We start from the raw sequence: 20,635 nt of genomic DNA on the forward strand, positions 1-20,635 counted from the left end.
GATGTTGTCTATGCAATTTGAAATGTTTTGCGCTATACTTACAATTACGTCCACGTATAGGTTACTGGACTTTTATACTTTAAAAAATATGGATGGAAGGAGGATTCTCTTGGAATTCGTGTTATTGATTTTTTTACCTTTTGTATTCGCAATACTTGTTCCTTTTGCTTACAAATACATTAAAGGTATACATACCGGTTGGTTCGTTTTACTCGTTCCTCTAGTGTTGTTCGGATACTACTTGAGCTTCATCCCTCTGACGATGGATGGCGGTCATGCTATTTCTGAAATAAAATGGATTCCCACGCTTGGAATCGCGTTTACTTCATACATAGATGGTCTCAGCTTATTATTCACATTATTAATTACTGGCATCGGTTCGTTAGTTGTATTGTACTCCATTTTTTATATGGATAAGAAAAAAGAAAACCTGGGCAGCTTTTATGTTTACTTGCTCCTTTTCATGACAGCCATGCTGGGGGTTGTACAGTCAGACAACACGATGACGCTTTATTTATTTTGGGAATTAACGTCCATTTCCTCATTTTTATTAATCGGTTATTGGTATACGCGTGATAAATCTCGGTTTGGTGCATTGAAATCCATGATGATTACAGTTTTTGGTGGATTGATGATGCTTGGGGGCTTTATCCTACTTAGTATAATGGGGGAAACATTCTCTATTCGAGAGTTAATAGCACAAGCACCTGACTTAGTGAGTCATCCGTATTTCACGTTGGCTCTGATACTGATTTTACTTGGCGCTTTTACGAAGTCAGCACAATTTCCTTTTTACATTTGGTTACCCGATGCAATGGAAGCACCTACCCCTGTCAGTGCGTACTTACACTCCGCCACAATGGTTAAAGCAGGAATTTACTTGGTGGCGCGTTTCACACCGATTTTCGGGACTTCCTCCACTTGGATTTGGCTCGTAACCGGAATTGGTTTACTGACGTTGTTCTGGGGCTCGTTTTTCGCTGTAAAGCAGACCGATTTGAAAGCGATTCTAGCCTTTTCGACGGTCAGTCAGCTCGGTTTGATCATGTCGTTGCTCGGTGCAGGAGCCATCTCCTATCATACGACGGAAGCCATGTTCGCTTTTGCTACATACGCAGCAATTTTCCATTTGATTAACCATGCGACGTTTAAAGGCGGTCTCTTCATGATTGCAGGGATTATCGATCATGAAACCGGCACGCGGGATATTCGGAAGCTCGGTGGATTGATGAGTATTATGCCGTTAAGTTTTACCGTTGCCTTGATCGGTTCATTATCGATGGCTGGATTGCCACCGTTTAATGGGTTTCTAAGTAAAGAAATGTTTTTAGAATCAATGGTAGCTCTTCGACATTTTGAATTGTTCCAGTTTGATACGTGGGGTATTTTGTTCCCGATTGTCGCTTGGGTTGCAAGCGTATTCACCTTTACATATAGCCTATACTTCGTCTTGAAGACGTTCTTGGGTCAAGGTAAAGTGGATCAGCTGCCGAAACGTCCGCACGAAGCGCCGATTGGCATGCTCGTTGCACCGATGATTTTAGCAAGCTTGGTGATCATTATTTTCTTCATTCCAAATGTACTTGGAAAATGGGTCATTAAACCTGCTGTAATGGCAGTACAGCCTACTTTGTACGGCAGTCCTGCTGATATTGATATCCACGTTTTGGCATGGCATGGTTTCGGATCGGTTGGGCTATGGTTGACAGTTGCCATTGTCATTGTCGGCTCATTACTTTATTTGACCATTCCAAAATGGCAGCCGCTCTATAAGATTCAGCCTGCCAAGCTGTCTCTGAATGAAGGCTATGACGCCTTGATGCGCGGCAGCGAAAAAGGGATGAACCGCTTGTCCCGTGCCTTTATGACAGGTCTTATACGCACGTATTTACTCTATATGTTTGCGTTTTTATCTGTCACGGTCATTGCTGTACTGTTCATTAAAGATGCATTTGTCGTCGATATGAATAGCTTTGCGGCGATCACGCTATATGGTGCGTTGAATGCGGTCATTCTCTTGTTATCTATCGGGTTTGTTGTGTTCGCGAAGTCACGCTTGGCTGCGATCATCGCACTTGGCGGTGTCGGCTATTCTGTTGCGCTATTCTTCGTCATTTTCAAAGCACCAGACTTGGCATTGACGCAACTGGTGATCGAAACCGTTTCGGTCGCGTTATTCTTGTTGGCATTCAAACATTTACCTGCTTTAAATGAGCATGGTGAAACGAAGAAAACCAAAGTTGTCAATTTGATTATTTCTTTAAGTGTCGGTGTAATGGTGACGTTGGTTGCCCTTTCCAGCCACTCTCAAAAATTGATACCTTCGATTTCTCAGTATTATAAGGATACGGTAGCGACTGAGGCGGGCGGCGGTAATATCGTCAACGTCATTCTCGTGGATTACCGTGGTTTTGATACATTGTTTGAAATCGCAGTACTTGCGATTGCAGGGATTGCGGTTCTTGGCATGATTCGCCTGCGTGTATCGAGAAAGGAGACAACAGATGAAAACAAATGACGTCATTTTGCAGACCACAACCAAAGTAGTGTTTTTCATCATCTTCCTGTTCTCTATTCATATTTTCTTCGCGGGACATTATACGCCCGGCGGAGGATTCGTAGGCGGCCTATTGACAACGGGTGCTATCGTGCTGTTGCTTCTGGCATTTGACTTGAAGACGATTCAGCAAATTTTGCCTTTCAACTTCACTATAGTTACGGGGATCGGTTTATTGCTGGCATTAGGTACTGCTGCCGGATCAATTTTCTTCAATGTTCCGTTTTTCACACATGCATTCGACGACTTCACCTTACCGCTTTTTGGTGAAACGTCACTTCATACAGCGATGTTGTTTGATAGCGGTGTCTATTTAGTAGTAGTCGGGTCTGCCATTACGATTATCCAATCGATTGGAGGCGACGACTGATGGAACTATTGCTTGCAATCCTCATTGGTATCTTGTTTACGGCAGCCGTCTATTTAATACTTTCAAGAAGTTTATTGAAAGTTATTTTAGGTACCAGCCTTCTCAGTCATGGTGCGCACTTGCTCATCTTGACGATGGGAGGACTCGGCGGCTCAGCGCCTCCTGTATTGATTGATGGGGTGACTGATTTTGCAGATCCCTTGCCGCAAGCGCTGATCTTAACAGCGATTGTTATCAGCTTCGGTGTGACCGCCGTCATCCTCGTTATGGCGTACCGGATGTATTCGGTCCATAAAACAGATAATATGAATGAATTGAGAGGGAATGATGAACATGATTAATCTTCTTTTATTTCCGATCATTATTCCTTTCTTTTTCGCGATGATTTTATTGTTTTTCAAAGAGCAGGTAGTCATCCAGAGAGTTTTGACAGTGATCGGATTGGCTCTTAGTCTCGTTGCTTCGATTTGGCTGCTTGTAACAGTAAAAGCAGAAGGAATCCAAACCGTGACACTTGGAAGCTGGCCTGCACCGTTCGGAATTACGATGGTCTCGGATATGTTTTCCGCGTTGCTCGTTACCACTACGATTTTGATAACATTCTTTGTAGTGTTGTATAGTTTCCAATCCATCGGAATCGAGAGAGAACGTTTTTTCTATTACCCTGCGATATTGTTCATGATCACAGGGATTAACGGTGCTTTTACGACAGGTGATATTTTCAATATGTTTGTATTCTTTGAAGTCTTGCTCATCGCTTCTTACTTACTCATCGTATTAGGCGGCGAAAAGAGACAGCTTCGGGAGTCCATTAAATACATTTTGGTTAATGTCATATCTTCAGCGCTATTTGTCATCGCCGTTGCTTATTTATATTCTATTGTCGGTACGTTGAACATGGCGGATATTTCGGTGAAAATAGCAGAGATAAACCAGCCGGGGATCATCTCCGTCCTCGCAATTTTGTTTTTGATTGTATTCGGAATCAAAGGTGCGATCTTTCCCCTTTATTTCTGGTTACCTGGATCGTATGCCGCTCCGCCGATTCCTGTTTTGACATTGTTCGGCGCACTTCTGACAAAAGTCGGTGTGTATGCCATCACGCGTACATATACGTTGTTTTTCGTCCATGATATCGGATTTACGCATCAATTTTTGCTCGTCCTGTCATTGCTGACGATTGTGGCGGGTTGTATCGGGGCTCTTGCCTATTTTGATTTAAAACAAATTATTATTTACAACATCGTTATAGCAGTCGGTGTCATTTTATTCGGTGTAGCGCAAATGAATACATCCGGTTTAGAAGGCGCTGTCTATTATTTGATTCACGATATGTTGATTAAGGCCGCTTTGTTTGTCTTAATCGGGATCATCATTTACATGACCGGCACTTCGAATTTGCGGGAGATGGGCGGGCTGATTAAGTCGCACGCTGCACTAGGATGGTTTTATTTGATTGCAGCGTTTGGTTTAGCGGGTATTCCCCCTCTGAGCGGGTTCATTGGGAAATTATTGATCGTCAAAGGGGGCTTTGAAGCAGACAATGCATTTGGTAGCATCGTTCTCTTGGTTTCCAGTTTAGTTGTTTTGCTGTCTGTCATCCGGATTTTCATATATGCTTTCTGGGGTCCTCAAAATCCCGATTATCCGCTGCCTGTTACGAGTAAGCGAACATACCGCCAATTGATGGCGCCAGCAGTATTGCTCGTGATGGTTACGGTAGCGTATGGTGTCGGTACGGAATGGCTCATGCCCTATATATCGGATGCGTCTGATGTATTACGTGATCCTTCCATTTATATAAATGCGGTGTTAAAGGAGTAGAGGTCAATGGCTTTTCAGATACTTTTAAATTTCTTCATTGCAGTCGTTTGGATGTTCATGACAAGTTCATTGACACCTTCTACATTCGTTATTGGATATATCATTGGTCTGCTTCTCATCATTATGACTCGACGCTTTTTCCCAGGTCGCCTATATATTTGGCGTCTGTGGTCAGCTCTTAAATTGACCGCTATCTTCCTAAGGGAATTAGTGTTGTCTAATATCTCGGTTTTACTGTTGGTCATTAAACCAGACTTGTCATCGATTCAGCCTATGATTTTTGCCTTGCCTACTGAACTGGAGCAAGATTGGGAAATCACACTTTTGTCCAGTCTGATTACGTTAACACCTGGAACGATTGTCATTCATGTTTCGGATGATCAGCGGACGCTATATATTCATGCAATTGATGTGGACGATGTCGATGAAGCGATTGATTCCATTAAAAACACATTTGAGAAAGCGATTATGGAGGTGAGTCGGGGATGATTATTTTTTATACAGTCTGTTTAGTATTGGTCATCTTATCGATGGTCGGGTTGTTATACCGTGTATGGCGGGGCCCTTCTGTTCCTGACCGGCTCATCGCGCTCGATGCGATTGGTGTCATGCTGATCTCTTCAATCGCGCTATTGTCTATCCTATTCGACACGCCATTCTTTATCGACGTGATATTATTAATTGCCATCATGTCGTTTATTGGTACTGTGTCCTTCTCTAAATTTATTGAGAGAGGAGAGATTATCGAACGTGGATCTGATAGCTGATATTATTATTGTGTCACTCGTCGTTGTGGGAATCATCTTTACGATTGTCACGGTCATTGGAGTCTTGCGGCTTCCTGATGCTTATACTCGTGCGCATGCTGCTTCGAAAAGCGCCACGCTCGGTGTCATGAGTCTGTTGCTCGGTGTCTTCTTTCATTTTTGGTGGAATGAAGGACATTTCAGTATCTCGTTATTATTAGGGATTGCGTTTTTGTTCATCACCTCTCCGATCGGCGGTCATTTGATGGCACGCGCTGCCTATATGTCAGGCGTGAAACCTACCGAATTGACAGTTGGAGATGATTTGAAGGACGAGGTTGAAAAGAAAAGAGCTGAAATAGCAAAAAACACGCAGGAGGATTAATCCTCCATGCGTGTTTTTTCTTTAAAAGTATGGATAGAATGGCTGATAATAAGGAGGATAAAAAGGATAAGGCTGTGGATAATAGCCGCCACCATAACCGCCGTAGCCACCGCCATAGCCCCCATATCCATAGCCTGGAGAAATGACATTTCCTAAAAATCCGCCGACCAAGCCGCCGAGAAATGGACCACCGAATCCATAGCCTCCGCCAAATCCACCTCCACCTGATCCATAACCGCCTCTGTAATGACCTCTTGACATAACATGCTCCCCCTTTCCCTGTATCCTATGCCCAAGATAAAAAAGGGTTTGGGTCAAACGCCTAATTAAAGTTATTCCTCTTGTTCTGCCGCAAGACGTTCTATAAAGGTCGCAAGCGTGCGCACCATGACACCTGTTGCTCCTTTAGGTCCTAACGCATGAGGACTTGCTGCGTCAGACGTACCAGCGATATCCAAGTGAATCCACGGCGTTTCTTCTGCAAATTCGCCTACGAACCCGCCTCCGAAAATCATATGGCCGTCGCGACCAGGTGAGTTATTCAAATCTGCAACATCACTTTTGCGAATACGTTTCTTATCATTTTCCGTAAGTGGAAGACGCCAAATGAATTCGTCTGTCTCCTCTGCCGCTTCGGCAAATTGAGTATAAAAGTCTTCGTTATTCGTCAATGTGCCTGTCTTGTCGTTACCTAGCGCCACAATGACACCGCCTGTCAGCGTCGCTACATCAATCAAGTATTTAGCACCGGCTTGCTTGGCATAGGTCACTGCATCCGCAAGCACGAGACGGCCTTCTGCATCTGTATTCAATACTTCAATCGTTTTACCGCTCAATGAAGTAATAACGTCATCCGGTTTAAATGCAGCACCAGAAATCATATTATCAGTCGATGCGATGACCGCGATGACGTTTTTCTTCGGTCGCGACTCCCCAATGATGCACATTGCACCAAGAACAGCCGCAGCGCCGCCCATATCCCCTTTCATACCTACCATGCCTTCACGGGGCTTCAACGAATATCCGCCCGTGTCGTATGTGATGCCTTTACCGACCAATCCAATGACATCCTCCCATTGTTCGGTCGCCTGATATTTTAAGACGATAAGCTGGGGTTCTTCTACGGATCCCTGGTTAACGGCCAGTATTGCACCCATACCAAGCTCCTCCATCTCCGCTTTGCCAAGGACATCAATCTCCAGGTCATAGCTATCTGCCAATTCGCGGGCATAGTCGGCCATTTTAGTCGGTGTCAATAAATTAGGCGGGACATTGACAAGTGTTCGCGCTTCATTCACAGCATGCGCATAAATCATGCCCACTTCGCCCGCTGCTTTAACACTTTGTTCATCCGCTGTCGTGATGAATGTTAAGGCAGAGAGTACCACATCGATTTCGTTGGATGTCGTTTGAAAACCTTCATATTCATATGCACCTAGGCTAATACCTTCAGATGCCAAGTAGGCAACATCTTCACAGGTGATGTCGTCATTACAAAAAGGAGCCGTCCACACTGCTGCTGTTTTTACTCGATCCTTGCGCAACTGCTTTCCTACGGCAGCGAATAATTCACGAAGCGGTTGTTCCGCCAATTCTTGCTGCTTGCCGACTCCCATAAAATATACACGCTTGTATTTCTTCTCAGAAAGAGCAGGCATTTTCGTTAGTTGCTTAAAATCTTGTTGAATATCATGTGATTTTATCCAATCCGGTACAGATGGATGAAACGCTTTCACGAATGCATCCCAGCCTTCTATATTTTCCGGGTGGTCGGGCACTCCAATAATCAGTACATCAACCTCTTGCTGGTCAATTGTTAATGCGGTTTCAACTGTAATCATATGATGATATCCCCTCTCTTTATACAGCTACACTTTATTAGTATAGACTAGTCAGATTCACTGTACCAATGACAAGGTTTATTGTTTTTTGCATCGATTCAGAAAGATTATGGTATACTTGTTCTCAATATACCGACCGAAAGGGAGTGGAATCATTTGGCCATTTTTGAAAACATACCGCTCCTCGCAGCGTTATTCGCCATTCTTTTTGCTCAATTTGTAAAAATTCCCATTCATTTTTTATTAACACGTAAACTCGATATCGGCTTAATGACATCTACAGGAGGGATGCCCAGCTCTCACTCCGCCGCGGTCACTGCCTTGACCACTGCCATTGCGTTTGAAGCTGGTCTCGAATCTCCATTGTTTGCTGTGTCCGCAATTTTCGCAGTCATTGTCATGTTTGATGCGACGGGAATCCGCTATCAAGCGGGGCAGCAGGCCATTATTATCAATCAAATGCGGGCTGATTTTCAAATATTTGTAGAGGATATAAAAGACTGGCCTAAGAAGGACAATGAGACAAAAATGAAAGAGTTGAAGACCTTACTCGGCCATAAACCGAGCGAAGTGTTCTTTGGCGCCTTAACAGGTATCGCGATTTCAATTTTCACGTATACCGTGATTTTATGAGTGTCAATCATCATAAAAACCCCCAAACCATTATAGGTTTGGGGGTTTTAGATATGTAACGATTCATCCATCAAAACATCTGATACCCTTGCTTGCGTAATATTTTAATGACGAATCCCGCAATGATCGCCCCTACCAGTCCGCTTGATAGAATCACGATATCTACCACATGAAGGGACATAATATTACTTCCCAGCTCACCAAACGCAAAGCCAGGTTTCGTGATGTATTGATACATCGGTACATCATCAATAATGAAAATGACCACGATCGGATAAATGATTGCCATAAGCCATGTCATGCGCAACAGCATATTCAACAAAAAGCCGATGCCGAAAAACATAACAATAAATATCAAGATCGATAGCATCACTTGTGCTATAGATATCGTTTGCATTGTCGTTTACCTCCAGTTCATCACTCCACATTTTACAGGATAGGATGAATGCTTTCAATAGAATGAGACAGAGTATGGAGACAATTTTTTCAGTTGTCATTAAATCTTAAAAAACAACAAAATGTTTTGATTGCCAAATCACTCATCAGAGTTGACTTTATATCGTAATTATAAAAAGCACTTTTAAAAGCGTGTGTTTTATAATGCAGGAATGATATACAGGGTTTAGGGTTCCGGAATTTAGAGCTTAGAAATACTCGTAACGCTTCGCTTTTCCAGCGGGATTAGCTCGACAGGTGAGAGGAGCGATAGCGACGAGGAGGCTCATCGCAACGCGTCCGCCTGGAAGGTAGGTCAACGGTATCTTTACCGCTTGATAGTATTTTCATCTACAAGTCAAAAGCACCCGCAGCTGCGAGTGCTTTTCCATTTTTTTATTTCAGGAAGTTGAACTTCCCTTTTTTTATCGTCAAGCCGACTCCGCCGACCATAAAGAGCGCTCGGTTATCAATCATTTTCTTCATGAATGATGCTTTTGTGCCTGTGATTTTCTTATCGAACACAACACCGATTGCATCGGAATCGCCAAGTGAACATACGCTTCCCTTTAGATCCGGTACAAATTCAGCGGTTTGCTTGCCTTGAATCAGAGCAATGATATTATTCGCACACATATCACCTTGCTGCATCGCAATTTGAGCAGTCGGTGGATATGGACGATTGATCGCTTCATTGATCATTAGAGAACAGTCGCCGATTACGAAGACGTCTTCGAAGCCAGGTGCCCGCAAATCTTTGTCTACTTTTACTCGAGCACGCATGTTTTCAATACCCGATTCTTCAATCATACGGTTTCCGCGAACACCTGCAGCCCATACAACTGTACCAGCTTTGATGAACTCAAATTCATCTTCGCCTTTTTTTATCTTAACGCCTTCAGGAGTCGCTTCCACAACCGGAGTTCCGATAGAGAATTCTATCCCTTTAGATTCTAATTGACGTACTGCATATTCAACAAGTTCCGGATCAAAGCCCGGTAAGACCATTGGCGCAGCCTCTACACATAGAATGCGTACCTTCTCAGCAGGCACATCGTATTCTTTACATAATTCAGGGACACGGTTACCTAATTCACCAAGATATTCAATACCTGTGAAGCCAGCCCCGCCCACAACAATCGTTAGACGGCTGTCGTCTTTCTCTTCTTCAAGAGACCAAGTCGCAAATTGGTATTCCATATGATCACGGATTTGGCGAGCTGCTTTTACGTTTGCAATCGATAGAGCATATTTATCAAGCCCTGGAATACCAAACGTTTCACCCTCGAAACCAAGTGCAATCACAAGATAATCATATGTATGTGAACCGATGTTTGTCGTCACATTCTTGTTCTTTACGTCAATTCCCGTCACTTCAGCTTTGACGAATTGCACTTTGTTGCTATTAATGACGCTTGCAATATCGTAACGCACTTGCTCAGGAGCCAACGTTCCTGCAGCCGCTTCATGCAACCAAGTAGACTCGTAGTGATAGTCGTTTTTATTGATGAGGATGACATCAGCTTCATCTGCACCTAATGATTTTTGTAAATTGACAACGGTCATCAAACCACCGTATCCTGCACCCAAAACTAAGATTGTCGGTCTTTTCACGTAAATCGAAACCACCTTTAAATTTATTAAATGCCGAGTACGTGTAAAATAGGCAATACATAGTTTTACGAAGTGCTGGCATTTAGATTTGATATGATTTTGCTTTCCCTATTTATAGTAGCCTTTTTGCGCATGCTTTTCAATAGGATTCTTATTGTGCAAATAATCAATTTCGACTAGTGAGCCACATGCATTTTCAGGCTATTATAAACAATTTATAGGTTTCAATCACAGTCCGGATTGTGTATTCCTTGCCTGTATGATTTGATTCTATTGTAGCCTAACTAATGTGGAAAAGCCATTCTTGAGGATGTTTAGACGCTTCGTTGAAATTTTCAATTCATGTGAGTACAACAGGTCATTTCCATTTTTCTGCAGTTATTTTATTTAATATAACTAAAACAGACAATTTCACATAATTCTACAACATGAGTTAAAAAAGAAAGTTTACACATTTTCAACAAAGGCTATTAGCATTGCCTCCTCATCAAGAAACCATTTTTTCTTTAATTGTAGAGAATGATAAGGATTATCGCTATGAAGATATGGTTGTGAAATAATGCTTTTAGCAACTGGGGCCACATAAATTTGATTGAGGATTTCCAGAGGCGCTGGATATTCAAAGTATAAATTTAATACAGGGTACGGATTTTCATTTCTCCATTTTGCAAATCCTTGAGAAAAGTTCTTGTGTTCAGGCATTTTTATCTGTTGAAATATTTCTGCGGGCAATAAGTTTTGTGCCAAACAATAAAGACCATGTGCAGGCACACATAGTTGTTTCATCGCTTTACTGAAATCTGCACGCATGTATCCTGAACACAAATTTTGTAAATGATTCCCCATTGCCTCGACATTTTCTTTATGTAATGAAAGCAGAAATGCAACTACTGAACGCTCCCATTGTGGTTTCTTTGTGCCAACAAATTTTTCGGCAGCATAGAGCGCTTTTAGCAAAAGTATTTCATCCCTATACCAAATTGCCCTCAAGAGATTGCTCATCACAACATAAAACGGGTAACCATTTTTAGTTAACCCCAGTTCGGATGGAAGAATGCGCTCCATTATTTTGTTATCCCCGCAAGCGAATGCCTCTAAAATATGTAAGGTATTTTGACAATGGTCATACCCTCCGCTACATCCCGGAAGTAATTGATAACGCATTTGCTGGAAAATTAAATTATTCCACTTTTGCCAGTCTTGATGTAAAAAGCACTCATCTAACCATATATCGTAGTTGGTTTTTAACAGACCAAATGACATCGATTTAGTAATTGCTGTTAATACTTCATTATCTTGTGCCGTTCCTTCTTTTGCATTATTTATAATTGATTCATATTTTATAATACATTGATCAATGTATTGACTTTTATCCACATCCATTAAACTTCACAACCCCGTTTTTTATTTTTTCGTTTCAAAGCAAGAATTATATAAATTTTTCTCTATTCATTCTAAGATTTCTCATAAAGGAAAATTACCACATTTTTATAACATTAATATTTCATCTCATCATTTACATTTCGAATAACTTTCCATAACTCGTTTTCTGCATCTTGGAATATAGTTTTTCACCCCTTATTTTAAATCAAAAATGTACTTTCGGTATTTAGGCTTAAAAAAATAAGTTTATATAGTAAAGAGGGTTTTGTAGTCAAAAAGACCAAATTGAATTTATATACATTTTATAGTCCTTCACTGTCCATGGTCTAAGACCCACTGCACTCTTAGCAGATATGACAAGGTTAATCGCTTGCTCAAAGTTAATACTTGGATACCTTTATTCAACGACATAAAAAAGCCTCCTCAATTTGTATTGTTTTAGCAACATACAAATCAAAAAGGCTCGATATTCACAACCCTAAACACATTACTTTAGAGTTGTGTTTACACTTTTCCGGGATTGTGTACACATCAATTCTAACCGCCAATTACAATCCGCACCCAACATTTACAAAACGGTTCATCAATCACATTCAGCAGGAGTTCCTGCTTTCTTAGCTGTTCGGAAAGACGTACCACATCCACAGTTTGCAATGGCGTTCGGGTTATCGATGGTGAAACCGCCGCCCATTAGGGATTCTTTGTAGTCCACTTTAGTTCCTTCTAAAATCGCTGCATCTTCACCTTTTACAAGAACTGGGATTTCGTGCTGTGTATACGACACGTCATCTTCTTCCTTTTCCTGCGCAAAGCCTAGACCGTATGTTAATCCGCTGCACCCTCCGCCATTGACGGAAACGCGCAGATAAGAGCCTTCTTCTTCATTATGAGTCATCATCTTCTTCACGTGAAATGCTGCTGCTTCTGTAATTTCAACTGGATTATTCATTATTCACACTCACTTTCCACGTTTTGTTCTATCATATCAATCTTTTTCATTAGAATGCAAACAAATAGTCCCCGCTATAGGTCTATTTTGCTGTATACTAAGACTTATGAATGAAAGGAATGAGCATATTGGAGGTTAGCCCTTTTTACGAAAAGAAAATGCAATGTTTATTGTGCAAAGAGCATTTTCTAACTACTAGAATCCGTTCGCGTCAAGTTAGGGTAGCAGAGCATGATAGCGATTTTAGACCTATATACGTCAATGAGGAAATTAATCCTCTTTTATATAATGTTGCCGTTTGTCCTCACTGCGGCTTTGCATCTACTGAAGACTTTTCCCCTTATTTTGCTCCAGGCACAAAAGAGATGATTGAAAAAAACATTACGTCAAAATGGCATAGTCGTTCATTCGGCAGTATCCGTACTAAAGAAGAAGCCATCGAGTCGTATAAACTTGCGTATTTAAGTGCGAACTTTAAGAAAGAAAAGTATTTGACAATGGCTGGTATGATGTTGAGAATTGCCTGGATCTATCGAGAAGCAGAAGGGGATGCCAACGAAAAACGCTATTTAAGAATTTCACGTGACCTCTATATACAAGCATTTTCAGAAGGCGATCATGTTGGTACACAAATGTCGGAGACACGCGTACAGTATATGATAGCCGAATTATCTTGGCGTATACGCGATCGGGAAGAAGCAATTCGCAATTTCTCACGTGTAATCGAGAGTCAGAAAAGATCGACCGAGCCCCATCTTATCGAGCTCGCGAAGGATCGGTGGCAGGAAATTCGCGGGGAAGAATCTGAAAGCAATGATTGATTAGCTAAAAAAAGCCGTGCAGAGAAGTATTGACTTCCCTGCACGGCTTTCATAATTAATTTAAAAGACCTGTTCGACTTCCACGACGCCTGGCACTTCTTCAAGCAAAGCGCGCTCGATGCCTGCTTTAAGTGTGATTGTAGAACTTGGGCACGTACCACATGCACCTAGTAAGCGCAGCTTGACGATTCCTTCATCGATATCTACAAGTTCACAGTCTCCTCCATCTCTCAAGAGGAATGGGCGTAATTTATCTAAAACTTCTTTAACCGGTTCGTATAGTTGAGTATCTGTTGTCATTGTAATCACTCTCTCCTTTCCTTATAATACTTATTATAAACTGCCGAGCAGAAAAAATCCAATAATGATTCGGAGGATTGATGAATATGTCACAAACACCCGTTACAATTGAAGTGTTTGGTGCAGATATAATCTGTGCCAGCTGTGTGAACGCTCCTTCTTCAAAAGACACGTACGAATGGCTTGAAGCCGCAATTGCAAGGAAGTATCCTGACCAACCTTTCACCATCACGTACATTGATATCGACAATGAACTATCTGATGACCGGCAGAGAGAAATTGCAGAAAAAGTCCGAGATGACGAGTATTTTTATCCACTCGTCCTAATTGAAGACGAGGTGATCGGCGAAGGATATATCCAGTTAAAACCAGTTTTTAAAGCAATGGAAACGCACGGTTATCATGCAGGATAAATTGATAATGGCACTGAATAATTGAGAACCATTACGAGAATGTTTCGATCTGCTACACGATCTATACAATGTAGACTGACTTTAAAAACGCGCCAAATCAAATAGCAAAAGGGAGCTGTCTGAGCAGCTCCTTCATACTTTATGCCACTCTGACATAGATAGTCCAGCCATATTTCTCTCGCAACATTTCAGCAGCTTGTCCTGTAGCTTCCTCTGTTATGAAACGTTCTTTCCCACAAACGATATAGATAATTATCTACCAAAGACGGCCCTGTCATTACTTCTCCACTCTTTTTCTTCAAGCAAAAAAACAACGCCATTTCCTCCGCGTTTCAAGATAATAAAAAAGCCACCGACAGAGTTTTACGCTCCATGAGTGACCTTTTTAGTATTATCCATTGTGCCACTTGTAAGCGAGTAAGAAAGCGAGAGTTTTTGTGGTTGTGTGAAACCGTTGTAATTGAATGCTTATATAATAGTAGGAGTTCGTATTGTTAGTGAGTATGTTTGAGTCTTTTTGAACCTTTCGTGATAATTCGTGTGATATTTTAGAGTGTGAAGCGTTGCTTCACCTCTCTTTTTTTATTTCACAAAAACCCACTCATTATATCCGAATCCTCAGTTTGCATCTCTGGTTCGGTATGAACCTGAGTCGCAGCAGTTTGTTGAACTGTAAAATTCTCCTGGCGATCACCTTCGCGCATATCTCTATCGATTAACCGTTTAATGTATTTACTAAAATCGCCATGCTTTGGATCTTCGGCGTAATTTAGTAGGCCTACCTCATAGATACTCGTCAAATTAAAACTTACACTTTTCGGCTGTCTTGTCTTTTTTGCTTTTTTATTTACAACCACCCATAAAACGCGTGTCATCCAAATGCATTCCTAGCCAATTTATAAAAACCAATTGCATTTGCAAATACAGGATCAGCAACAACTATTCGGCTGCCTTCTTGTAATGTCGGCCGGATCAACGCTGCGTTACCATAATGTTGCTCAATAAAAGGTAGTATATCCTTCGCGATCCCTCCACACAATCTTACGTTATCTGCACGATCCCATTTAAGTATGGTCGTATTTCGGATGATACCACGTGCCACCCCTGCCAAATCCTCTTTATTATTAACTGTCTCCATGCCGAAATTAAATGTGGAAGATGCATTATTGATGTATCGTTTACTCACGATGCTGGCTGCGTTGATTGTGCCGCTACCGATGTCAATTATCCGTAACGCTCCATCTTCTACGTCACTCCAAAAGGCACCTGACCCCTCTGCTCCGACTCCGACTTCTACTATATTAAATGATATATTCTCGTCGTTGACGGTAAAGCTGTGATGTCCTGTGAGCATGTCTTGGATGCGTTTCTTATCTGCATCCTTATGGGAGACAATCGGCTGTCCAGTAACCAAGCTGACGTCTGTTATATCTATTCCATACTTTTTACCGTAGCGATAGATGGCAAGTAGCACACGGATTTTTGTATCCTCGTGCGCTTTGGTATCTCCAAACATGCTACCCCCACCAAACTCATCTTCGTAAACTGCTATACTTCCGGCAAAACCTTTCCGCTCATTTATTTCAAATTCCATATCGTCGGCGCCGTGACTCTCGACTATATCACGTTCGAACCAATCACAGATGGCCGTGCGGTAGCAATCCGTGCCATATGGACCTGCCACCTTTGCCATATGATTGCCTGCATCGATACCTAAAATTAGTTTACTCACTATCGATAACCCCCTCTTGTATTACGCATGTAATAAATTCGGAGAAATCCGAGAGCTTTGTATTGCGCTTGTAATAAATCATACGTCTGCCAGGTATAAAATATTCCTAAACTGACCACACTCTTTTTAAGGAGTGATCAAGATGACTAAAAAAAGCAATGAAGAACTGTCAAAAGACATTATCAATAATGCAAAAAAATACAATTTCCCGATTCGCAAAAAACCAAAACCGAAAAAGTAGTCATACCTCTCCCCTACCCTATCGTATACTGCAATATGTCTACCACAGATTAACGATGTGGTAAGGCTAATTGTCAAAATAAGCTATAGGGGAGCGATAGGAGAATGGCTAGGAAGGTTAGGACTGATAAGAAAAAAAGTATCAACCCCACCGTCAGTTGTGAGTTGCGTGACTGTGTTTATCAGCTAGCTTTTATTGTGGATGAGCCGATTAAAAATGTAATTGAAACTCTATTAATTAATGGATCGCAACGCAAGAATCCAATGGATCGACTATCCGTATACTTTATACGTGACGTCCGAATAGGAAACACTCTTTATATGGGAGATAGCGAACGTGTAAATTTTAATCGTGCCCATATAGGCAGCACTATACGCATATCTACTAGAGTGTCACAGGAGTTTTACAGGGACTTGGAGGGTATCGCCTATGCCATGGGCTGTAGCGTGTCCAAAGCTTGTGCGTTGCTGTTAGACACAACATTAAAAGACGCCGAATTTTTAAATGATTTTGTTGGCGAGTATATTAAAAACAATATAACTCCTGATAGATTAGAAGCATTAAAGTGGATAATGAAGGATTTAAACGCTAGCAATCCGCACGGTGAAAAGGTGTCTTGGACTGCCCTGCTCTCTTATTTAGTCGATGAAGTAAAAGTCGGTGCGGAAAAATTACAAGACACGGTAACAGAATTCGTAGTTAATAGATGGGATAAATGACGACTGCTCACGCGGTCGTTTTTTCATCCTTTACAAACGAACATACATTCCGTATACTTGAAAATAAGGAGGGGAACAAACGTGCGTAAAACATTGGAGAAGTCGGTAAGATTTGGAGAGGTATTGGAAGTTATGTATTTAGCGAAAGATGGATCAATCAGCAAACGAAAGGTGAAAGTATTACAGGTGGGAGATAATTCATTCAGGGCATATTGTTTTCTTAGAAAATCCAAGCGAACTTTCTTGATCGATAATGTTTTAGCAGCTGTTCCTTTAATGATGAAAGAAAGAGTGGTTATATAATGGAAGGTAACCGTGATCGTGGCAGTATTAAGTGGACGTCCCTTTTTATACCCGAACATCTAGAGAGGATCCGCGATTGGTATGCAGAGGATGACTATGTGGAGCGACCTGAGTTGGACCAGTTTGATTGGGATAACATTCAGGAGACGCTTGATGCTGCTTATAAAAGAAAGTGTGAAGCTGAAATTCAGACGTGGAAAGACGGTAAAATCATTCACTTTCAGGGAAAGATACGAGAAATTAACGTTCAATCGAGAATAATCGTATTAGAAGATCCGTTTGGAATTGAACGTATTCATGTGAAAGACATTATTAATGTCCGATTTATAAATTAAAAAGCGACTCCGTCCGATAGTGGATAGAGTCGCTTTAACTTGCATATGGCCATTTTACAAACCGTTTTGTATCAACGTTTTAACTATGGCCAGATGCTTCTTATTTATTTTGTTTAATTGTAGCGCCTAATCCAAGCATGGCTTTATCGCCAGGCATCGCACCTTTATTGGTTAACCATGATTTCATATAACCCTGATCTACCCCCGCTTGCACCGCAATTTCCTGCTGCGCTTTGCTTCCCAAAAATGTTTCGAATTCTCGCTTTAATGTCGGACTGCTAAACTCTACCCACACTTTATTCGCCTCCTCTTTCTTATCGACTGCAGCAACCATATTGGCTGTATCCGCTTTTAGCGCAGCGTGAGTGCCGCGACCCGCATAACCATCGACTAACATTTTTTTGCTTTTTTGATATTGAGCAATGGCTGTAACGGTGGCGTTGCCGTAAATTCCATCTGCAGTAATTTCATAGCCTAGCTTAATTAGCATTGTCTGAATCTCTTTAGTTACAGGATCGACAAAATGCAAAAGCGGGTCCAGTTTATTGCTATAACTGTTTGTCCATCTACCTTTACTGATTTCAAAATGTAGATGAATTCCTGTGCTGTTGCCAGTGCTGCCCTTTACGCCGATCTTCTGGCCCTGCTTTACTTGCTGTCCATTACGTACACTAATTTGCGATAAATGGCTGTAATTAGTCTCCTGTCCATTTGGATGGGTAATGATGATGTAATTACCTGCAGTTGCAGTGTTACCAGTTACACGTACTTTCCCGGACGCCGCGGCAACAATAGTATTGTCATCAGCGCTGGATATATCAATACCCTGATGCGGACGAATGATACCTAACACTGGATTTTTGCGCGAGTTACTGAAGAAAGATGTAATATATCCGTCGCAAGGCTTTCTGTAGTACATCAGACATCGCCTCCTGGATCAACCAAATTCATAACCGCCGGATTATTTTTTAACATCTCTCGCATCTCGTCCAACGCTTGGTCTACCAATGTTGCAAACAAATCAAAGCTAATAATGCGAGCGAGCCAAGTAAATCTAGTAATAAATAAATCATAAACATACCGCAACTTTAACTCCCCAGTGCCACTTCCTAGCTCCGCCTCCGCTTGTGTTACAGCTAGCAAAAGCCAAGCTTTTATTTTTTTAAGTTGAGATTCAGTTGGTTGGGCGAAAAATACGGCCGCTGCTACACCTACAAACACAATTAAAGCAATTACTCCAAAAATTACATACCAATTATCAATTAAATTATTCATTGTAATCCTCCCCTTGCGGATACTCTTCTGTGATATTTAAGCGCTTCTCACGAGCCACGTTTTCCGCCTTTGCTTTCCAATAATAAAAACCTGTACCTGTTGCGATTTCGGCGCCAAGTACAGTCAATATAGTGATAACAATATTCGTGTCGCCCTGATAATCCTTTACGATAATCAGATACTGTATCCACATGGCATAACAAAGGATGATCAACGCAATTAAAAAAGTAACCATTAGTATCTTTTTGGAAAACTCCATAGGGTACTTGGTTACTTTTTTGACTTTCGGCTTGCGTTTTTTTCTTTTCAATTCGAAACCGAACACATTCTTGACCCCCTCACATCTTTCCGGTAGCCCAGAAAGTAATCAGCGCAATGATGATACCGGAAGCTACTTGTAGTACAGACACCACGAATTGCCGCCTGCTATTCAATCGCTTGTCGCTGTTTACGAAGTCATCTATTTTATCATTTTGTTGATTGACTACATTAATAAAGTTGGACATCATATCCTCCATTTTGTCGACAGCTGACTTTACGTATTTGACGGAGTAATTCACTTCATCCGCAATACGTCTAGTATTATCGACTTTCTCTTCCATTTCTTTCAACTCATCTTTTGTTGCATTTCGAAATTCATGAAAATCCTTTCTGAGCTGCCGCACTTGTTCCGCGAGTACAGCGTTAGTCGGTTCTGCCACCAGTCATCACCTCTTTAGACGTCCACAGGCTCATGACTGCAACGCCAGAATACACGACAAATCCAGTATTAAACTCAATATAGTCGCTTGAAAACAAAAAACTCGCAGACATCAACACCCAAAATATTGACGATAACATCAGACCGAACCATCTAATTCTCCGATTGTGTAAGGTCATACCGATAATCTTAACAGCAGCTAATAGAAGACAAATACATCCAACAATCCACTCGGATTGGGCAATCGCTTCTATACGGCTAAAATTGGGAGATTGATTAAATATATCTGGATTAGTTAATAAAACAAAAGCCCACCCCAGACTAATGTACGTCACAATTACTTCTACCACGGTTACGGGTCTCATAGATTCTTCCTCCATTCTTCCCTCCCCCTTTTCCTTATAAAGAATAAAAGAGCAGTCCGAAGACCACTCTATGCATTGCCGCGCAACAACTCATTGATCATGTTTTCCTGCTCTACATTTTCATGTAGCAGACGCATTACCGCCTCTTGTTGTGCATATATCAAATCGTCTTGTGCTTTGTAGACGTCCAATAACGATGTTTTCAAGTCATCGGACATTCTTTCTCTCTCTAGGTGTTCGGTTAAATCCAATTCTGACACTCCAATTACTTTTTCTTTGGTGCAGGTTCTTCCGTTTCCGGTTCTGGCTCTTCCGGTGTATCTGGTTCTGTAGGCGTTAGATCATATGGCTGGCCTGTGATATCCTCGTATTCTTGTTTCGTAATTTCACCAAATGCGAAAGTGTCTGTAATTACCATAAGTCGCAGCTGATCGGCCGTGACCCATCCCCACCCAAAAGCATCTCTCCAAAAACTCATTTTCCAACAGCTCCCTTCATAAGCGCTACGTCAATTTTTAATAGGGCCAATTGTTGGCCGAGGCTACTGATCATTGCGTCCTTTTGTGCATTCTTTATTTTTTCTTGAGCGAGGGATAGACCCAAACTTTGTAGTTGGGCATCCTTCGCTTGCGCCTGTTCTTCTTCAGCTCGCAATTCAGCAAGCGGTCTTTGTGTGATTACACGCATAACTACC

At 41.6% G+C, this 20,635-nt stretch carries 30 protein-coding genes; 13 read left to right on the plus strand and 17 right to left on the minus strand.

Translation table 11 applies throughout. The annotated features are described in order from the left end of the window. The first annotated feature begins 109 nt into the window (after positions 1-109). The 7 genes from MKY93_RS13985 to mnhG are packed head-to-tail and all read left to right on the plus strand — an operon-like array spanning position 110 to position 5,882. Complete coding sequence (locus MKY93_RS13985; RefSeq protein WP_078818062.1) at positions 110-2,518, plus strand: Na+/H+ antiporter subunit A; 2,409 nt, start codon at positions 110-112, stop codon at positions 2,516-2,518. Next, positions 2,505-2,927: a Na(+)/H(+) antiporter subunit B gene (locus MKY93_RS13990; protein WP_078818061.1), complete on the plus strand. Its 423-nt coding sequence runs from the start codon at positions 2,505-2,507 to the stop codon at positions 2,925-2,927. The genes MKY93_RS13985 and MKY93_RS13990 overlap by 14 nt, the downstream gene beginning before the upstream one ends. Beyond that, a complete protein-coding gene (locus MKY93_RS13995; protein WP_009498009.1) occupies positions 2,927-3,268 on the plus strand; it encodes a Na(+)/H(+) antiporter subunit C in 342 nt (113 codons plus the stop codon). The genes MKY93_RS13990 and MKY93_RS13995 overlap by 1 nt, the downstream gene beginning before the upstream one ends. Next, positions 3,261-4,751: a Na+/H+ antiporter subunit D gene (locus MKY93_RS14000; RefSeq protein WP_340760936.1), complete on the plus strand. Its 1,491-nt coding sequence runs from the start codon at positions 3,261-3,263 to the stop codon at positions 4,749-4,751. The genes MKY93_RS13995 and MKY93_RS14000 overlap by 8 nt, the downstream gene beginning before the upstream one ends. Before the next feature lie 6 nt (positions 4,752-4,757). After that, complete coding sequence (locus MKY93_RS14005; protein ID WP_078818059.1) at positions 4,758-5,240, plus strand: Na+/H+ antiporter subunit E; 483 nt, start codon at positions 4,758-4,760, stop codon at positions 5,238-5,240. Beyond that, positions 5,237-5,518, plus strand: a complete 282-nt coding sequence (locus MKY93_RS14010) for a Na(+)/H(+) antiporter subunit F1 (RefSeq protein ID WP_009498012.1) — start codon at positions 5,237-5,239, stop codon at positions 5,516-5,518. Before MKY93_RS14005 ends, MKY93_RS14010 begins: the two co-directional genes overlap by 4 nt. Continuing rightward, the gene (gene mnhG / locus MKY93_RS14015; RefSeq protein WP_078818058.1) at positions 5,502-5,882 is read left to right on the plus strand and encodes a monovalent cation/H(+) antiporter subunit G; all 381 of its coding nucleotides are present in this window, start codon (positions 5,502-5,504) and stop codon (positions 5,880-5,882) included. The genes MKY93_RS14010 and mnhG overlap by 17 nt, the downstream gene beginning before the upstream one ends. Before the next feature lie 21 nt (positions 5,883-5,903). Here the strand turns inward: mnhG and MKY93_RS14020 are convergent, their stop codons facing one another. Both MKY93_RS14020 and MKY93_RS14025 read right to left on the minus strand, forming a co-directional pair. Beyond that, positions 5,904-6,143: a hypothetical protein gene (locus MKY93_RS14020; RefSeq protein ID WP_078818057.1), complete on the minus strand. Its 240-nt coding sequence runs from the start codon at positions 6,141-6,143 to the stop codon at positions 5,904-5,906. 71 nt (positions 6,144-6,214) lie between these two features. Beyond that, positions 6,215-7,723 (minus strand): leucyl aminopeptidase, encoded by a 1,509-nt coding sequence (locus tag MKY93_RS14025; protein ID WP_340759605.1) that lies wholly within the window; start codon positions 7,721-7,723, stop codon positions 6,215-6,217. A gap of 156 nt (positions 7,724-7,879) precedes the next feature. On the opposite strand from MKY93_RS14025, the gene MKY93_RS14030 reads away from it, so the two are divergent. Next, positions 7,880-8,356, plus strand: a complete 477-nt coding sequence (locus tag MKY93_RS14030) for a divergent PAP2 family protein (protein WP_078818055.1) — start codon at positions 7,880-7,882, stop codon at positions 8,354-8,356. Positions 8,357-8,426: 70 nt separating this feature from the next. On the opposite strand, the gene MKY93_RS14035 is transcribed toward MKY93_RS14030, so the two are convergent. The 4 genes from MKY93_RS14035 to MKY93_RS14050 form a co-directional block, all read right to left on the minus strand. After that, the gene (locus MKY93_RS14035; RefSeq protein WP_078818054.1) at positions 8,427-8,753 is read right to left on the minus strand and encodes a YuiB family protein; all 327 of its coding nucleotides are present in this window, start codon (positions 8,751-8,753) and stop codon (positions 8,427-8,429) included. A 434-nt stretch (positions 8,754-9,187) separates the two neighbouring features. Next, positions 9,188-10,405, minus strand: coding sequence for an NAD(P)/FAD-dependent oxidoreductase (locus MKY93_RS14040; RefSeq protein WP_078818053.1), 1,218 nt, complete (start codon positions 10,403-10,405; stop codon positions 9,188-9,190). A gap of 447 nt (positions 10,406-10,852) precedes the next feature. Next, positions 10,853-11,788, minus strand: a complete 936-nt coding sequence (locus MKY93_RS14045; RefSeq protein WP_340759610.1) for a hypothetical protein — start codon at positions 11,786-11,788, stop codon at positions 10,853-10,855. Positions 11,789-12,371: 583 nt separating this feature from the next. Further along, the gene (locus tag MKY93_RS14050; protein ID WP_221835097.1) at positions 12,372-12,737 is read right to left on the minus strand and encodes a HesB/IscA family protein; all 366 of its coding nucleotides are present in this window, start codon (positions 12,735-12,737) and stop codon (positions 12,372-12,374) included. 119 nt (positions 12,738-12,856) lie between these two features. Here MKY93_RS14050 and MKY93_RS14055 point away from each other — a divergent pair, with 119 nt between their 5' ends. Continuing rightward, positions 12,857-13,558 (plus strand): DUF2225 domain-containing protein, encoded by a 702-nt coding sequence (locus MKY93_RS14055; protein WP_340759613.1) that lies wholly within the window; start codon positions 12,857-12,859, stop codon positions 13,556-13,558. Between the two features lie 60 nt (positions 13,559-13,618). On the opposite strand, the gene MKY93_RS14060 is transcribed toward MKY93_RS14055, so the two are convergent. Further along, entirely contained in the window at positions 13,619-13,858 is a 240-nt protein-coding gene (locus MKY93_RS14060; protein ID WP_009498020.1) for a NifU family protein, read from the minus strand. Positions 13,859-13,944: 86 nt separating this feature from the next. On the opposite strand from MKY93_RS14060, the gene MKY93_RS14065 reads away from it, so the two are divergent. Then, positions 13,945-14,271, plus strand: a complete 327-nt coding sequence (locus MKY93_RS14065) for a YuzD family protein (protein WP_040759404.1) — start codon at positions 13,945-13,947, stop codon at positions 14,269-14,271. A gap of 587 nt (positions 14,272-14,858) precedes the next feature. Here MKY93_RS14065 and MKY93_RS14070 read toward each other — a convergent pair. Further along, on the minus strand, positions 14,859-15,146 hold the full coding sequence (locus MKY93_RS14070; protein WP_340759619.1) for a hypothetical protein: 288 nt from the start codon (positions 15,144-15,146) through the stop codon (positions 14,859-14,861). Continuing rightward, a complete protein-coding gene (locus MKY93_RS14075) occupies positions 15,143-16,003 on the minus strand; it encodes a ParM/StbA family protein (protein WP_340759621.1) in 861 nt (286 codons plus the stop codon). The genes MKY93_RS14070 and MKY93_RS14075 overlap by 4 nt, the downstream gene beginning before the upstream one ends. 345 nt (positions 16,004-16,348) lie before the next feature. Here MKY93_RS14075 and MKY93_RS14080 point away from each other — a divergent pair, with 345 nt between their 5' ends. The 3 genes from MKY93_RS14080 (at position 16,349) to MKY93_RS14090 (ending at position 17,601) form a co-directional block, all read left to right on the plus strand. Continuing rightward, a complete protein-coding gene (locus MKY93_RS14080) occupies positions 16,349-16,963 on the plus strand; it encodes a hypothetical protein (protein WP_340759623.1) in 615 nt (204 codons plus the stop codon). Positions 16,964-17,044: 81 nt separating this feature from the next. Further along, positions 17,045-17,266 (plus strand): transcriptional regulator, encoded by a 222-nt coding sequence (locus tag MKY93_RS14085; protein WP_340759624.1) that lies wholly within the window; start codon positions 17,045-17,047, stop codon positions 17,264-17,266. After that, complete coding sequence (locus MKY93_RS14090) at positions 17,266-17,601, plus strand: YolD-like family protein (RefSeq protein ID WP_340759626.1); 336 nt, start codon at positions 17,266-17,268, stop codon at positions 17,599-17,601. The genes MKY93_RS14085 and MKY93_RS14090 overlap by 1 nt, the downstream gene beginning before the upstream one ends. A gap of 100 nt (positions 17,602-17,701) precedes the next feature. On the opposite strand, the gene MKY93_RS14095 is transcribed toward MKY93_RS14090, so the two are convergent. Genes MKY93_RS14095 through MKY93_RS14130 form a run of 8 tightly spaced genes read right to left on the minus strand, consistent with a single transcriptional unit; the run spans position 17,702 to position 20,628 of the window. Beyond that, positions 17,702-18,520, minus strand: coding sequence for a peptidoglycan DD-metalloendopeptidase family protein (locus MKY93_RS14095; protein WP_340759628.1), 819 nt, complete (start codon positions 18,518-18,520; stop codon positions 17,702-17,704). Next, the gene (locus MKY93_RS14100) at positions 18,520-18,876 is read right to left on the minus strand and encodes a hypothetical protein (RefSeq protein ID WP_340759630.1); all 357 of its coding nucleotides are present in this window, start codon (positions 18,874-18,876) and stop codon (positions 18,520-18,522) included. The genes MKY93_RS14095 and MKY93_RS14100 overlap by 1 nt, the downstream gene beginning before the upstream one ends. After that, positions 18,869-19,201 (minus strand): hypothetical protein, encoded by a 333-nt coding sequence (locus MKY93_RS14105; protein ID WP_340759632.1) that lies wholly within the window; start codon positions 19,199-19,201, stop codon positions 18,869-18,871. The genes MKY93_RS14100 and MKY93_RS14105 overlap by 8 nt, the downstream gene beginning before the upstream one ends. A gap of 13 nt (positions 19,202-19,214) precedes the next feature. Then, a complete protein-coding gene (locus tag MKY93_RS14110; protein WP_340759634.1) occupies positions 19,215-19,577 on the minus strand; it encodes a hypothetical protein in 363 nt (120 codons plus the stop codon). After that, positions 19,561-19,956, minus strand: coding sequence for a hypothetical protein (locus MKY93_RS14115; protein ID WP_340759637.1), 396 nt, complete (start codon positions 19,954-19,956; stop codon positions 19,561-19,563). The genes MKY93_RS14110 and MKY93_RS14115 overlap by 17 nt, the downstream gene beginning before the upstream one ends. Before the next feature lie 53 nt (positions 19,957-20,009). Next, complete coding sequence (locus MKY93_RS14120) at positions 20,010-20,201, minus strand: hypothetical protein (protein ID WP_340759639.1); 192 nt, start codon at positions 20,199-20,201, stop codon at positions 20,010-20,012. Positions 20,202-20,206: 5 nt separating this feature from the next. Next, a complete protein-coding gene (locus MKY93_RS14125) occupies positions 20,207-20,419 on the minus strand; it encodes an XkdX family protein (RefSeq protein ID WP_340759641.1) in 213 nt (70 codons plus the stop codon). Beyond that, positions 20,416-20,628, minus strand: a complete 213-nt coding sequence (locus MKY93_RS14130; protein ID WP_340759643.1) for a hypothetical protein — start codon at positions 20,626-20,628, stop codon at positions 20,416-20,418. Before MKY93_RS14130 ends, MKY93_RS14125 begins: the two co-directional genes overlap by 4 nt. Between the last annotated feature and the right edge of the window lie 7 nt (positions 20,629-20,635).

The organism is Sporosarcina sp. FSL W7-1283, assembly GCF_038003105.1.
Lineage (GTDB): Bacteria > Bacillota > Bacilli > Bacillales_A > Planococcaceae > Sporosarcina > Sporosarcina newyorkensis.

Bases quoted from the DNA above. Each gene is read 5' to 3' on its own strand.
- MKY93_RS13990 (WP_078818061.1), top strand. From the start codon at position 2,505: ATGAAAACAAATGACGTCATTTTGCAGACCACAACCAAAGTAGTGTTT.
- MKY93_RS13995 (WP_009498009.1), top strand. From the start codon at position 2,927: ATGGAACTATTGCTTGCAATCCTCATTGGTATCTTGTTTACGGCAGCC.
- MKY93_RS14000 (WP_340760936.1), top strand. From the start codon at position 3,261: ATGATTAATCTTCTTTTATTTCCGATCATTATTCCTTTCTTTTTCGCG.
- MKY93_RS14005 (WP_078818059.1), top strand. From the start codon at position 4,758: ATGGCTTTTCAGATACTTTTAAATTTCTTCATTGCAGTCGTTTGGATG.
- MKY93_RS14010 (WP_009498012.1), top strand. From the start codon at position 5,237: ATGATTATTTTTTATACAGTCTGTTTAGTATTGGTCATCTTATCGATG.
- MKY93_RS14020 (WP_078818057.1), bottom strand. From the start codon at position 6,143: ATGTCAAGAGGTCATTACAGAGGCGGTTATGGATCAGGTGGAGGTGGA.
- MKY93_RS14025 (WP_340759605.1), bottom strand. From the start codon at position 7,723: ATGATTACAGTTGAAACCGCATTAACAATTGACCAGCAAGAGGTTGAT.
- MKY93_RS14035 (WP_078818054.1), bottom strand. From the start codon at position 8,753: ATGCAAACGATATCTATAGCACAAGTGATGCTATCGATCTTGATATTT.
- MKY93_RS14045 (WP_340759610.1), bottom strand. From the start codon at position 11,788: ATGGATGTGGATAAAAGTCAATACATTGATCAATGTATTATAAAATAT.
- MKY93_RS14050 (WP_221835097.1), bottom strand. From the start codon at position 12,737: ATGAATAATCCAGTTGAAATTACAGAAGCAGCAGCATTTCACGTGAAG.
- MKY93_RS14055 (WP_340759613.1), top strand. From the start codon at position 12,857: ATGAGCATATTGGAGGTTAGCCCTTTTTACGAAAAGAAAATGCAATGT.
- MKY93_RS14060 (WP_009498020.1), bottom strand. From the start codon at position 13,858: ATGACAACAGATACTCAACTATACGAACCGGTTAAAGAAGTTTTAGAT.
- MKY93_RS14065 (WP_040759404.1), top strand. From the start codon at position 13,945: ATGTCACAAACACCCGTTACAATTGAAGTGTTTGGTGCAGATATAATC.
- MKY93_RS14070 (WP_340759619.1), bottom strand. From the start codon at position 15,146: ATGACACGCGTTTTATGGGTGGTTGTAAATAAAAAAGCAAAAAAGACA.
- MKY93_RS14080 (WP_340759623.1), top strand. From the start codon at position 16,349: ATGGCTAGGAAGGTTAGGACTGATAAGAAAAAAAGTATCAACCCCACC.
- MKY93_RS14090 (WP_340759626.1), top strand. From the start codon at position 17,266: ATGGAAGGTAACCGTGATCGTGGCAGTATTAAGTGGACGTCCCTTTTT.
- MKY93_RS14095 (WP_340759628.1), bottom strand. From the start codon at position 18,520: ATGTACTACAGAAAGCCTTGCGACGGATATATTACATCTTTCTTCAGT.
- MKY93_RS14100 (WP_340759630.1), bottom strand. From the start codon at position 18,876: ATGAATAATTTAATTGATAATTGGTATGTAATTTTTGGAGTAATTGCT.
- MKY93_RS14115 (WP_340759637.1), bottom strand. From the start codon at position 19,956: ATGGAGGAAGAATCTATGAGACCCGTAACCGTGGTAGAAGTAATTGTG.
- MKY93_RS14125 (WP_340759641.1), bottom strand. From the start codon at position 20,419: ATGAGTTTTTGGAGAGATGCTTTTGGGTGGGGATGGGTCACGGCCGAT.
- MKY93_RS14130 (WP_340759643.1), bottom strand. From the start codon at position 20,628: ATGCGTGTAATCACACAAAGACCGCTTGCTGAATTGCGAGCTGAAGAA.